Annotated in this window: 15 protein-coding genes; 4 read left to right on the top strand and 11 right to left on the bottom strand. The window is 64.4% G+C overall.

Annotated elements, in window-relative coordinates; all coding sequences use genetic code 11:
• From QX034_RS20485 to QX034_RS20465, 5 genes are all read right to left on the bottom strand, one after another.
• A complete protein-coding gene (locus QX034_RS20485) occupies positions 1-813 on the bottom strand; it encodes a CbbQ/NirQ/NorQ/GpvN family protein (RefSeq protein ID WP_315700710.1) in 813 nt (270 codons plus the stop codon).
• Positions 814-872: 59 nt separating this feature from the next.
• Positions 873-2,219, bottom strand: coding sequence for a cbb3-type cytochrome c oxidase subunit I (locus QX034_RS20480; RefSeq protein ID WP_315700711.1), 1,347 nt, complete (start codon positions 2,217-2,219; stop codon positions 873-875).
• Between the two features lie 39 nt (positions 2,220-2,258).
• A complete protein-coding gene (locus QX034_RS20475) occupies positions 2,259-2,711 on the bottom strand; it encodes a cytochrome c (protein ID WP_315700712.1) in 453 nt (150 codons plus the stop codon).
• Positions 2,712-2,835: 124 nt separating this feature from the next.
• Positions 2,836-3,111 (bottom strand): cytochrome C oxidase subunit IV family protein, encoded by a 276-nt coding sequence (locus tag QX034_RS20470; protein WP_315700713.1) that lies wholly within the window; start codon positions 3,109-3,111, stop codon positions 2,836-2,838.
• A gap of 3 nt (positions 3,112-3,114) precedes the next feature.
• Positions 3,115-3,690 carry a cytochrome c oxidase subunit 3 gene (locus QX034_RS20465; RefSeq protein WP_315700714.1) on the bottom strand — a complete coding sequence of 192 codons (576 nt, stop codon included), beginning with the start codon at positions 3,688-3,690 and terminating at the stop codon, positions 3,115-3,117.
• 176 nt (positions 3,691-3,866) lie between these two features.
• Between QX034_RS20465 and QX034_RS20460 the strand changes: the two genes are divergently transcribed.
• Both QX034_RS20460 and QX034_RS20455 read left to right on the top strand, forming a co-directional pair.
• The gene (locus QX034_RS20460) at positions 3,867-4,022 is read left to right on the top strand and encodes a hypothetical protein (RefSeq protein WP_315700715.1); all 156 of its coding nucleotides are present in this window, start codon (positions 3,867-3,869) and stop codon (positions 4,020-4,022) included.
• Positions 4,023-4,589: 567 nt separating this feature from the next.
• A complete protein-coding gene (locus tag QX034_RS20455; RefSeq protein ID WP_315700716.1) occupies positions 4,590-4,778 on the top strand; it encodes a hypothetical protein in 189 nt (62 codons plus the stop codon).
• Between the two features lie 43 nt (positions 4,779-4,821).
• Here QX034_RS20455 and QX034_RS20450 read toward each other — a convergent pair whose 3' ends face one another.
• Together QX034_RS20450 and QX034_RS20445 are read right to left on the bottom strand one after the other, a co-directional pair.
• Positions 4,822-5,067 carry a hypothetical protein gene (locus QX034_RS20450; RefSeq protein WP_315700717.1) on the bottom strand — a complete coding sequence of 82 codons (246 nt, stop codon included), beginning with the start codon at positions 5,065-5,067 and terminating at the stop codon, positions 4,822-4,824.
• Positions 5,068-5,175: 108 nt separating this feature from the next.
• Positions 5,176-5,958: a creatininase family protein gene (locus QX034_RS20445; RefSeq protein WP_315728441.1), complete on the bottom strand. Its 783-nt coding sequence runs from the start codon at positions 5,956-5,958 to the stop codon at positions 5,176-5,178.
• 408 nt (positions 5,959-6,366) lie between these two features.
• Between QX034_RS20445 and QX034_RS20440 the strand changes: the two genes are divergently transcribed.
• Entirely contained in the window at positions 6,367-7,785 is a 1,419-nt protein-coding gene (locus tag QX034_RS20440) for a M20 family metallopeptidase (protein ID WP_315700719.1), read from the top strand.
• Positions 7,786-7,996: 211 nt separating this feature from the next.
• Entirely contained in the window at positions 7,997-9,313 is a 1,317-nt protein-coding gene (locus QX034_RS20435) for a DUF3422 domain-containing protein (protein ID WP_315700720.1), read from the top strand.
• Between the two features lie 8 nt (positions 9,314-9,321).
• Here QX034_RS20435 and QX034_RS20430 read toward each other — a convergent pair whose 3' ends face one another.
• Genes QX034_RS20430 through QX034_RS20415 form a run of 4 tightly spaced genes read right to left on the bottom strand, consistent with a single transcriptional unit; the run spans position 9,322 to position 12,856 of the window.
• Positions 9,322-10,047, bottom strand: coding sequence for an HAD-IA family hydrolase (locus QX034_RS20430; RefSeq protein ID WP_315700721.1), 726 nt, complete (start codon positions 10,045-10,047; stop codon positions 9,322-9,324).
• A complete protein-coding gene (gene cbbX, locus QX034_RS20425; protein ID WP_315703069.1) occupies positions 10,044-10,964 on the bottom strand; it encodes a CbbX protein in 921 nt (306 codons plus the stop codon). Before cbbX ends, QX034_RS20430 begins: the two co-directional genes overlap by 4 nt.
• A complete protein-coding gene (locus tag QX034_RS20420; protein WP_315700722.1) occupies positions 10,964-11,383 on the bottom strand; it encodes a ribulose bisphosphate carboxylase small subunit in 420 nt (139 codons plus the stop codon). The genes cbbX and QX034_RS20420 overlap by 1 nt, the downstream gene beginning before the upstream one ends.
• A 12-nt stretch (positions 11,384-11,395) precedes the next feature.
• A complete protein-coding gene (locus QX034_RS20415; RefSeq protein ID WP_315700723.1) occupies positions 11,396-12,856 on the bottom strand; it encodes a form I ribulose bisphosphate carboxylase large subunit in 1,461 nt (486 codons plus the stop codon).
• Position 12,857 lies beyond the last annotated feature (1 nt).

The raw sequence follows: 12,857 nt of genomic DNA, 5'->3' as shown, positions 1-12,857 counted from the left end.
TCACCCAATCACCGCATGAGCAACCTCGCGCAGCGCCATCTTGACCTCGGCATCGTCGGTCAGCGGCTCGATCATGCCCGCGAGCACCGCTTCTTTCACCGACGTTCCCGCCGCCACCAGCGTCGCGCAATAGACCAGCAGCCGGGTCGAGACCCCCTCCTCCAGGTCGTGCCCCTGCAGGGCGCGGAGGCGATGAGCAAGCGCAACCAGCGGCCGCACCCGCTCAGGCGCCAGCCCGCTCTCCGACGCCACTACCGCAATCTCCTGGTCGGCCGGCAGGAAGCCGAACTCGATCGCGATGAAGCGCTGCCGCGTCGATGGCTTCAGCGCCTTGTGCAGGCTCTGGTAACCGGGATTGTAGGAGACCACCAGCATGAAGCCGTCAGGCGCGACCAGTTCCTCACCGGTGCGCTCCAGCGGCAGGATGCGGCGGTCGTCGGTCAGGGGATGCAGCACGACAGTCACGTCCTTGCGCGCCTCCACGACCTCATCGAGATAGCAGATGCCGCCTTCGCGCACCGCCCGGGTCAATGGTCCATCGGTCCAGACCGTGTCGCCGCCCTTCAGCAGATAGCGGCCGGTGAGATCGGCGGCCGTGAGATCGTCGTGGCAGGCCACCGTATGCAGCGGCAGGCCGAGCCGCGCCGCCATATGGCCGACGAAGCGGGTCTTGCCGCAGCCGGTCGGGCCCTTCAACAGCACCGGCAGCCGATGCCGCCAGGCGTGTTCGAACAATGCACATTCATTGCCGCTCGGCGTGTAGGCCGGGAGGTCGAGCGTCGAGGCTTCGACGGCGTGAAGGGCGGCTTTCATCATCATTCTCCGCGATCGGGGATACAGGCGGCCGCGGCAATGCGGCCGCCTGCCGCTTGTCATTCGGCCGGCTGCAGCGCGCCGGAGATCGCCGGCTGCTTGGCGCGGCCCGGCACCAGTACGGCCCAGACGAACATCAAGGCCGAGATCGCGACGAACACGCCGGAGCCAAGCCGGACCCAGTAGAACATCGCAAGCTGATCCTGCACGTCCATGTAGCTCTGGCCGAGCACGCGCTGCAGATGCACCTGGATGATGCCGGCAAAGGTAAGCGCGAAGGTCATCACCATCATCGCCGTGCACATGATCCAGAAGCTCGCGATCGAGAGCCACTGATTATAGGGCGCGCGCTGCCTCAGCTGCGGCACCGCGTAGGCCACGACCGCGAGGTTGAGCATCACATAGGCGCCGAAGAAGGCGAGATGGCCATGGGCGGCGGTGATCTGGGTGCCATGGGTGTAGTAGTTCACGCTCGACAGGGTGTGCAGGAAGCCCCAGACGCCGGCGCCGAGGAAGGCCATCACCGAGCAGCCGACCGACCAGAGCAGCGCCGCCCGGTTCGGATGCCTGCGCCCCGCCTTCAAGGTCATCTGCACGGTGAAGATCACCATGGTGAAGAAGGGCGCGACCTCGAGCGTCGAGAACAGGGAGCCGATCCATTGCCAATAGCCGGGAGCGCCGATCCAGTAGAAGTGGTGACCGGTGCCGAGGATGCCGGAGAACAGCGCCAGCCCGATGATGACGTAGAGCCACTTCTCGACCACCTCGCGATCGATGCCGTTCAGCTTGATCATCAGGAAGGCCAGCACCGAGGCCATGATCAGCTCCCAGACGCCCTCGACCCAGAGATGGACGATGTACCACCAGTACATCTTGTCGACCGCGAGATTGGCCGGGTTGTAGAAGGCGAACAGGAAGAAGATCGCAACGCCCCACAGGCCGAACAGCAGGATGTTGGTCACCGTCGTCTTGCGTCCCTTCAGCGCCGTCATCGTGACGTTGAACAGGAACATCAGGCAGACCACGACGATGCCGATCTTGATCGGGAACGGCTGCTCGAGGAATTCGCGCCCCTCGTGGACATGGAAGAGATAGCCGACCACGGCGGCGCCCGCGGCGCCGAAGAACAGCCAGAACTGGATCTTCGCCAGCAGCGGGCTGTACAGCTCGGTCTCGGTTTCCTCGGGCAGCAGGAAATAGGTCGCGCCCATGAAGCCGATCAGCGACCACACGATCAGCGCGTTGGTGTGGATCATGCGCACGATGTTGAACGGCAGGATCACCGACAGCGTATTCGGCAGCACATAGATGGTGCCGGCCAGCACGCCGAACGCGACCTGGGCGAGGAAAAGCGTCAGCGCGCCGTAGAAATACAGCATCGCGACCTTCTGGGTTTCGTATTTCATCGATGAGGCTCTCTGTGTGGAGGGAGGACGGGATCCGACTCAACCCGCCTTGTTCGGCGGCCAGTCCTGGCGCTTGATGCTGTCGGTCCATTGCAGGAAGTCGGCGAGATCGTTCAGCTCCTGGTCGGAGAGATTGAACTGCGGCATCTGCCGGCGGCCCGGCGCGCCGGAAGGCTGAGACTGCATCCAGGATTTCAGCATCTCGCGCGCGGCCGCAGGGTCCTCCCTGCCGCCCCAACGGTCCCAGACATTGCCGACCTCCGGCGCGAAATAGGCGCCCTCGCCCAGCAGCGTGTGACAGTTGATGCAGGAATTCCTCTCCCACACATGCTTGCCCCGCGCGACGGAGGCGGTCAGCGTCGAGGCGTTGGTCGAGGTCGTGACCATGTAGTAATGGCTGTGCGCCGTGAGCGCGAGAAAGATCACGAAGAAGAAGGCCGAACCGCCATAGAACACGTTTCTGGCGGCCGACTTGGTCAGGCGTTCAGCCATGACACGTCCTTTCCGGTTGGAGGAGTCGAGGTGCTGAAGCAGTCTACCGACGCGCCCGGCCGGTTCTTTGTCGCGGCGCAATCAGCGCGGCGATGGCGTGGGAAGCCTCTCAGATGGAAGTCTCTCAGATGAAGGTGCGCAGCGCAGCTGTCGCCCAGGCGAACGCCGTCACCGCGACGACCCAGGTCGTGATCAGGCCGCGCCACAGCGCCGGTGCTGCACGCAGATCGAGATAGTCGAGGATGATCTTGCGGCCCTTGATCGCGGCCAGGGTCAGCACGAGCGCATTGCCCGTATTGCCAAGCAGCGCGTCGCCGGCGCTCGAGAAGATCGCGATGGTTGCGACCGCGAGGCCGAGCAGCATGATCCAGGCGACATCCAGCCGATCGAGATGGAACATGGCTCACCGCACCAGATAGAGCATTGGGAACATGACGACCCAGACTAGGTCGACCATGTGCCAGAACGCAGTCGCGGTCTCGACGTGCGTGGGCTGCGCGCGGCGGCAGACGACGGCGATGATGACGATGCCGAGCAACACATGCAGCAAGTGAAAGCCGGTCAGCAGGAAGTACAACGTAAAGAACGGACCGCTATCCAGCACAGCGCCGCCGGCGATCTCACCGCGATATTCGGTGAGCTTGATGGCGATGAAGGCGGCGCCAAGCGCCATCGCCAGCAACAAGAAGCGACGCGAACGGCCCGGCCTGGCCGCACCCGCGGCTGCGGTTCCCCGCGCCGCGGCCCAGCCGCTCGTGACCAGCACGATCGTGTTGAGTCCCGCCAAGCGGACGTCGAGCACCGCCTGCCCGGACGCGAACGATGCGGGATTGACGACATGCGCGACCGCGAACGCGCCGAGCAAAAGGCCGAAGGCGACGAGCTCGCTGCCGATCAGCACCCACATCATGGGATCGCCGGGCAGCCCGTCGAAGCCCCCCCAGCTCTCTTGTTCCAGTTCGCAGTCAACCGCCGACATCGCTCTCTCCGCTTCCCGACGCCAGGAGGCTAGCGCTCGTGGCGAGGCGCCTCTTTGTCGGAGCACAAACACGGGGACGGCAGCGAACGGTCCGGATCGTTGCTGGGGCGCAAATTGCCGCGCAGAGAGATGCGATAAGAGCCGCAGCAACGGATCAAGGAACGGCGGACGGAGTCATGAGCGAAGCGCAATGGGGGCTCATCACGGTCACACCCATCATCATCGTCTTTGCAGCAGCTCTCCGGCGCATCGGCGTGCTGTCGACGACCGGCACCGTCTCCGCCGTCGCGCTCTCGGTCGCGATTGCGGTCGTGCTGTTCACCACGCAATGATCGCGGGATTGCCCGTCGTGCCAATCTGCCGCAGAGGTTTTCTCTTGCCGCGTCGGGCAAATCACGACGATCATTCCGTGCATCCCGCCTCGAGCAGAGGGACGTTTCGGCCGATCGTCACGACACGTGAGGCGGGGATGCGATGGCCGTGTTGGAGTTGCAGCGTGATCTGATCGCGCCGACGAACAACGCCGATGCGGACGTGAAATCGTGTGGTCCTGACCTCCCGGTGCTGAGGTCGTGCTGACGCGAAAGCGTCATGCGCAGCGGGGGCAATCAAGCCGGTCCCCGGGGAGATCACGTATAAGCGTTAAAACCATCGCGCAGGGAATGCCGGTTGATCGGCTGCACCTGTGGTAACTGCCGCCTGCTTTCTTTTCTGCAGGCGGGCCATGGGTGAGGCCTTCACCCGGCATTCCCTGCACCCTCTCGCATGCGAGCAGGGTGAACCTCCTGATCAACTCGGGCGCACGGCGCCGCGAGAGGGGTCTTGCTCGCCCATCAACAGGAACTTCCGGTATTGGGAACATTTATGGTGCCCGGACGTAAGAGCCTCGGAGGTGCCACATGGACGAAACAAGATTCGCCCAGTTGCTCGGCCAGGCCGCGATCAGCGTCTGGGGCGACATGCCGCGGGACATTCAGGAAGCGCTGTTCGAGACCGCGATGCGCGATCGCAACGAACTGCGCCATGATCTGGCGAGACTGCTGCACGAACGCCACCCGCGCACCGAACATCCGCCGCGGCCGGTGTGACCGCGCGACCGAACCGCCTGATACCGCGTCAGCGGCTATCAGCCTAGTCGCGGCGGTTCTCGGGCCTGTACTGCGCCTGCTCGTCGTAGCCATGGCGGCTGCTATAAAATACCAGCGCCATCAGTCCGATGCCCACGATCAACGAGAACACGACACCGAGCGTGAGCGCGATCCAGCCCTGGGTCGGCATCGGCTCACCCGGCGTCGTCAGCCCGAGATAGGCGAAGGCCACCGCACCGGCCAGAATGACCAACATTGCCGCGATGGCTGCAATCGATCCTGCTCGCATGAGGCAGCGCTCCTTCGAGCAAGAACGGACCGCGGCCGCAATCGTTCCCGCCGGCCTATTCCCGCAACCGCGTCGGCGCTCCCCACGAGATCGTCGCCACAGCAGAACTCACTGTCTTATCCCCTGGCGAGCCGGCGCCCATGGCTCCCCTGCCCTGAGACGCGCAGCAAGCGCGGCGGTGCAGGCATCGAGCAGCTGCCTGCCCTTTTCGGCGGAGGCCTTGCGCGCATCCCCGGCCACGCCGGATGGCGTGAGCTCGGCAAAGGAGCGGAACATCTTCAGCTCGGGCACCAGGGAGCCCATGATGTCGAATTTCGGCCCATGCGCTTCACCGAGCCGGCCCGCGTCGACGAGGGCAGGATGAACCGCCATCATCATCGATGTCTCGGCCTCGCAGGCGTGCATCACGCCGTCCTGGTCCTCCAAAAGGCCACGCATCCCCTCGCGTCCTTCCATGAAATAAGTCACCGTTGCGATCGGCGCATTCAGCTCGCGCGTCAGCTCGCCGGTGAAGGTCGCCAGCGCCTGGATGTTGCCGCCATGACCATTGACGATGACGATGCGGCGAAAGCCGGCATTGAGGATCGATCGGCAGAGATCCTTGAGTACGGCATAATAGGTCGCAAGGCTCAGGCTGAAGGTGCCGCCGAACGCGACGTGATGGTCGGCAAGACCGCACCACAGCGTCGGCGCGACTACGACCGGACAGTCCGGCGCAAGCTGCGCCGCAACGCGCCGGCAGACCTCGCTGCAGAGGAAATCGTCGACGCCGGTCGGCAGATGCGGCCCATGCTGCTCGGTCGATCCGACCGGCAGCAGGACGATTGCGTCCGCTGTGGCCAGCGCCCGCAGGCGCTCGGCAGACATTCTGTTCCAGGCAATTTCGGTCATGGCGTGCTCGACTGGTCGGATTGCGGAATACGGTCGGTACGCGCCTTCGTCGCCCCTCACCGGCCTTCGTTGCCCATCGTTATATACGATGCGCCGAATCGTCGAAGAGCTATCGCGCCGCCAAGGCGGCGGTCCTCACGTCTTTTGCAAGCGCAGGAGACCCCCGAGCAGTTCCAGAAAACGAGCCTCGACTGGGAGAGAGGCGGCCTGACATCACGGTCAGCGCCGTTGCGCTGCAGAAGGCGGCATGTTGCCCAGTACAATGCACAACGTGCACTCAGATTCGAGCACACAGAGGCGGTCTCATGATGCCGCGCATGGCTGCTAACGGCGAGCGTGCTAGGCGCGGGAAAGCGAAGCTGATAACCATGCAGCATCCCAACCAACATCACACTTCAGGGACCTAAGATGGACAACCGTAGCGACATCTGGCGTGACGTCGACGCAATCAAGCCCCGCTTCATCGAACTCAGCGACAGGGTTTGGGGCATGCCGGAAGTCTGCTACACCGAGGCGCGCTCCGCCGCCGAGCACCTCACCGAGCTGCGCCACCAGGGCTTTCGCATCACCGAGAATGTCGCCGGGATTCCGACTGCGCTGATGGGCGAATGGGGCGAAGGCGGCCCGGTGATCGCGTTTCTCGGCGAGTACGACGCCCTGCCCGGCTTGAGCCAGGAGGCTGGCGTCGCCGAACACCGGCCGGTCGAGACCGGCGGCCACGGCCATGGCTGCGGCCACAACCTGCTTGGCTCCGCCGCGTTGCTTGCCGCCACCGCCGTCAAGGATTGGCTCGCCGCCAACAAGGTGCCGGGGCGCGTGCGCTATTACGGCTGCCCGGCCGAGGAAGGCGGCGCCGCGAAAGCGTTTATGGTGCGCTCGGGCGCTTTCAAAGATGCCGATATCGCGCTCACCTGGCATCCATCGAGCTTCTGGGAAGTGGTGATGACGCCATCGCTCGCCAACACCCGCGCCGATTTCATCTTCACCGGGCGCACCTCGCACGCAGCTGCTTCGCCGCATCTCGGCCGCAGCGCACTCGACGCGGTCGAGCTGATGAATGTCGGCGTCAACTACATGCGCGAGCACATGCCGAGCGATGCCCGCGTGCATTACGCGCTGCTCGACACCGGCGGCATCGCGCCGAACGTGGTGCAGGCGCATGCGCGGGTGCGCTATTCGATCCGCGCCCGCGATCTGCCTGGGATGAACGAGCTGGTCGAGCGCGTGCACAAGATCGCGCAAGGCGCGGCATTGATGACCGAGACCAAGGTCGAGATGAAGATCATCTCGGCCGTCTCCAACATCCTGCCGAATGCGCCGCTGGAGCAGGCGCTCTACAGGATCATGGAAGAGCTCGGGCCGCCGCGCTTCGACGAAACCGACCAGGATTTCGCGCGCCAGATCCAGGCGACGCTGACCGACAAGGACATCTCTTCGGTCTATTACAGCATCGGCATGGAGCCGAGCGACCGGCCGCTTGCGGATTTCCTGGTGCCGCTCGATACCAAGCGCAATCCGCAGATCGGCTCCACCGACGTCGGCGATGTCAGTTGGGTGGTGCCGACCGTCCAGGTGCATGCGCCGACGGTCGCGATCGGCACGCCGTTCCACACCTGGCAGGTGGTGGCGCAGGGCAAGTCGCCGGCCGCGCACAAGGCCATGGTGCAGGCCGCCAAGGCGATGGCGGCGCTCGGCGTCAAGGCGCTGAACGAACCTGAGCTGATCGAAGCCGCCAAGGCCGACTTGAAGCAGCGCACGGCGCGGACGCCCTATGTCAGTCCATTGCCGGACAAGGTCGAGCCGCCGCTGACGATGTCCATCGCTTGAGAAAAGGTGTCCATCGCTTGATGGTAAGGAGGCACGGGAGCTGACCGATGGAAGCAAAGTTTCCATCCCGTGTCTCCGTAAGCTCCGCCCGGCTCTGTCACGCGCGCGTCGTCGTCGCGCAGTCACCATGTCGTCGCCAACTCCATGTCGACTTGCGTCGACGAATATGCGTTGATAGCTGGCGGAAACGGCGATCTGTGGGCTGATCGGCATGAGCGATATCGTCTTGATCGGAGACAGCGAGGAGGCGCGTCTGGCGCCGCATGCGCTGCGGACCGCAATTCTCGGCGAGGTTCATGCCCGGCCGTCGCATCCCGTGACGGTGCCGGCCCGCATCCTGCATTTCGGCTTCGACACGTCCGGTCCGCGGGCGCTCGCCGATCGCACCCAGCTGATCGAATTGTGCAGATCGCGCGGCGTGCCGCCACCGCTGCCGCAGGACAAGCATTTCCGGGTTTCGCTCGGCGGCACCGTGCTGCGCTGGGAGCAGCATTCCGAATTCACGACCTATACCTGGGAAGTGCCGGTCGACCCGAATGCCGGCGCCTTTCATCCGTCGGCTGCTTCGCTTGCCGCGCCGATGCGGCTGGTGCCGCAGCCGGGACCGCTGCTGGTCGCGGTCGATCTCAACGTGCTGCCCGATGACGACGCCAGCAGCAGCCTGCTTGCGATGTTCGATTCCGTCAGTCTCGCCATGGCCGAGATCGCCGACGGCACCGGCATCTACGCCACCGACTTCCAGGCCAATCCGGAAGGCTACGTGCGCATCCTGCTGCTCGATCGCGGCATGAGTCCGGCGCGGATCGGTAGCACCGTCCAGCATCTCCTCGACATCGAAACCTATCGGACGCTCGCGCTGCTCGGCCTGCCCGAGGCGCAACGGCTGGCGCCCTCGATCAACGCGGCGGAAAAGCGCCTTGCCGAGGTCACCGAACGGATGCGCAGCGCCACTGACCTGTCCGACAACAATCAGATGCTCGACGAGTTGACCGCCCTCGCCGCCGAGGTCGAGGCGGGTGCCGCCGCGAGCCTGTTCCGCTTCGGCGCGAGCCGCGCCTATGACGAGATCGTCACGCAGCGCCTTGACAGCATCGGCGAACGCAAGATGCCGGGTTTTCCGACCTGGTCATCGTTCCTGGCGCGGCGCATGGCGCCGGCGATCCGGACCTGCATGACGGCTGAAGCGAGGCAAGCCGCGCTGTCGCTGCGGCTGGCGCGCGCCGCCAATCTGCTGCGCACACGCGTGGACGTCGAGCTCGAGCAACAGAACCAGGAACTGCTGAAGTCGATGAACGCGCGGACCCGGCTGCAGCTGCGGCTGCAGACCACGGTCGAAGGTCTTTCGGTCGCGGCCATCACATACTATTTGACCGGACTGTTCTCCTATCTCGTGAAGGCCGCGCATGAGACCGGCACGCTGCATTTCGAACCGGGCTATGCCATTGCCGTGTTCGTGCCGCTGGCCGCGCTGACGATCTGGCTGCGGGTGCGCCACATCCGCCGCGAACATATCAACGAGCCGTTATGACCAAGCGATCAAATGGCGAGTTCGGTGAGATCGTCGACAACAGCAAGCGCGCCGTCGAAATCGTCATCGCTGAAATAGCGGCTGCGGGTGATCAGCACCGGAATGCCGGCACGCCTTGCGGCGAGAAGGCCGTTGCCGGAATCTTCGATGGCCAAGCAGCGTTCTCCCGAGAGGTCGAGCTGCGACAACACCTCGAGGTAGACATCAGGCGCCGGCTTCTTGCGCGCGACATCGTCGGCCGCAACGACCGCGGCAAACCTGGCTTCCCAGGCCTGGCTCAGCGCCGGCGCGAGCAATGCGTCGAGATTGGCGCGCGTCGTGGTGGTCGCAATCGCCAGCGTTTGCCCGCGCGCCAGCGCCGCATCGAGCAGCGGCCGAACTCCAGGCCGCAACGGACAGCCCTTCTCCGCCATCAGGGCAGCGAAGCGCGCGGTCTTCACACCATGCAACTCGGCGACCACGGCATCGGTCAAAGGTGGACCGGACCGCCGCATCTGGTCGAAAGCGCGGATGCGCTCCTTGCCGCCGGCCACCTGCAGCAGCTCCTTGTAGATGCGTGGTCCCCAATGCCAGTCGAGGCCAAGCTGCACGAAAGCCTCGTTGAAGGCCTCGCGATGCAGCTCCTCGGTCTCGGCCAAGGTGCCGTCGACGTCAAAGATCAGCGCGGAAGCTTCAGTCAGCCGATATCGGATCTCGTCGAGCGGCGTGGTCGCCGTCGCCAGCGCGAGGTTCATGCTTGCTGCTCCGCGTTGCGAAACACCCGGCTCGCCAGCACATCCGCCGCCTCGATCGACATGACGTCATTCGAGGTCAGCACCCGGTCGAGCCGCGACACCAGCCGGTTGGCCTGCCGGAGGCGGACGCGATCCAGTGCGTTGCGGATCGAGCGCGCATTGGAGAACAGCGGCTGCGTCCTGCGCACCGCGATATATTTCTCGAACGCCACGCGAGCCTCGGGGGTGAAACGATAGTTCTGTCCTTCCAGCATCAGCTCGGCGATGGTGAGGAGTTCCGGTTCGGAATAGTCGGGAAAGTCGATGTGATGCGCGATGCGAGAGCGGAAGCCGGGATTGGACTGGAAGAACTTCTCCATCCGGTCGGCATAGCCGGCGAGAATGACCACGAGATCCTCGCGCTGCTGTTCCATGATCTGCAGCAGGATTTCGATCGCCTCCTGGCCGTAATCGCGCTCGTTCTCCGGCCGATAGAGGTAATAGGCCTCGTCGATGAACAGGACGCCGCCCATCGCCTTCTTCAGCACCTCCTTGGTCTTCGGCGCGGTGTGGCCGATATACTGCCCGACCAGGTCGTCGCGCGTCACGCTGATGACGTGGCCGCGGCGAACGAAGCCGAGCCGGTGCAGGATGCCGGCCATGCGCAGCGCCACAGTCGTCTTGCCGGTGCCGGGATTTCCGGTGAACGACATGTGCAAGGTCGGGAAGGTGGTCGCAAGCCCCATTTTCTGCCGAATGCGTTCCATCAGAAGCAGCGAGGCGATCTCGCGGATCCGTGTCTTGACCGGCGCCAGCCCGACCAAGTCGCGATCGAGCTGTTCGAGCACCGGCGCGATGTCGACGTCCTCGAATTCGCGACGCAGGTCGATGGTGTCGACCGGCGTCGCCTGGGCCGCGTTCGCCTGCGTGGTCTGCATCATGAGTACCGTTCGCCCTCGGGCCGCCCGGTCGCATATGCATGCGTGGCATAGCGTACGTTGCGCCCGGCGGCTTCTTGCCGGTCGAGCCGGAAGCCCGGCTCATGCTGTGGCCGGTTGACAATGAAGGAAATACGCACGGATTCCCAGCCGTGGCTGGAATCGAAGCCGGAGATGCGGATATAGCGGTCGCCATAGATCTTCCGACAATCGGCAAGCTCGCGCATGATGCCGGCCGCATCGCGCAGATCGAACATCGGCAGCCCCCACATTTCCCAATAGATGTTGCGTGGATGCGGGTCGTCGGTGAACTCGATGTTCACCGCCCATCCCTTGTCGAGACAGTATTGGACCTGCGCCGTGATCTGCTCGTCGGTCAGATCGGGAAGGAAAGAGAAGCAGCCCTGGGTGACGCGCATTGTGATCTCCTCTCAGACCGCAGCCGTGACGCTCGGCACAAAATCCGGCGTATCGGTCGATTCATAGTTGAAGGTGACGTCCTTCCAGACCTCGAGCGCCTCGCGCAGCGGCGTGCAGCTTTGCGCTGCCTTGGCCAGGATCTCCGGGCCTTCGTGCACGTAGTCCCGCCCTTCGTTACGGGCCAGGATCATCGCTTCCAATGCGACGCGGTTGGCGGTCGCGCCGGCGGCGATGCCGCGCGGATGGCCGATGGTGCCGCCGCCGAACTGCAACACGACATCCTCGCCGAGCAGATCGAGCAGCTGGTGCATCTGGCCGGCATGGATGCCGCCGGAGGCGACCGGCATCATCTTGTTGAGGCTCGCCCAATTCTGGTCGAAGAACACGCCGTGCTCGAGCCGCATCGGATTGAAATCCTCGCGGCAGATGTCGTAGTAGCCGCGGGTCGTGTTGGGATCGCCCTCGAGCTTGCCGACCACGGTGCCGGCATGGATGTGGTCGACGCCGGCGAGCCGCATCCACTTGGCGATCACGCGGAACGAGACGCCATGCGAGCGCTGCCGCGTGTAGGTGGAATGGCCGGCGCGGTGCAGGTGCAGGATCATGTCGTTCCTGCGCGCCCACTTCGCCATCGACTGGATCGCGGTGTAGCCGATCACGAGATCGATCATGACGACGACCGAGCCGAGTTCCTTGGCGAACTCGGCGCGTTCATACATGTCTTCCATCGTCGCCGCGGTGATGTTGAGATAGGTGCCCTTGACCTCACCGGTCGCAGCCTGGGCCTTGTTCACCGCCTCCATGCAATATTGGAAGCGCTCGCGCCAATGCATGAAGGGCTGCGAGTTGATGTTCTCATCGTCCTTGGTGAAGTCGAGGCCGCCCTTCAACGCCTCATAGACGACGCGGCCGTAATTGCGGCCGGAAAGGCCGAGCTTCGGCTTCACCGTGGCGCCGAGCAGCGGCCGGCCAAACTTATCGAGCCGCTCGCGTTCGACCACGATTCCGGTGGCCGGGCCCTGGAAGGTCTTAACATAGGCGATCGGCAGCCGCATGTCCTCGAGCCGCAGCGCCTTCAGCGGCTTGAAGCCGAACACGTTGCCGATGATCGAGGCGGTGAGATTGGCGATCGAGCCCGGCTCGAACAGGTCCAGATCGTAGGCGATATAGGCGAAATAGCTGCCCGGCGAATTCGGGACCGGCTCGACCCGATAGCATTTCGCACGATACTTTTCGGCAGCGGTGAGCCGGTCGGTCCACACCACGGTCCAGGTCGCGGTGGAGGATTCGCCCGCAACCGCAGCACAGGCCTCGGTCGGGTCGACGCCATCCTGCGGGGTGACGCGGAACAGCGCGATGACGTCGGTGTCCTTGGGCTGGTAGGACGGCTCCCAATAGCCCATGCGCTTGTATTCCATGACGCCGGACTTGTAACGATCCTTACCGCGCACCGTGATCGACTGGTCGTTCATG

Source organism: Bradyrhizobium sp. SZCCHNR3119 (genome assembly GCF_032487775.1).
Classification (GTDB): domain Bacteria; phylum Pseudomonadota; class Alphaproteobacteria; order Rhizobiales; family Xanthobacteraceae; genus Bradyrhizobium.
This window is presented reverse-complemented; position numbering and strand designations above follow the sequence as displayed.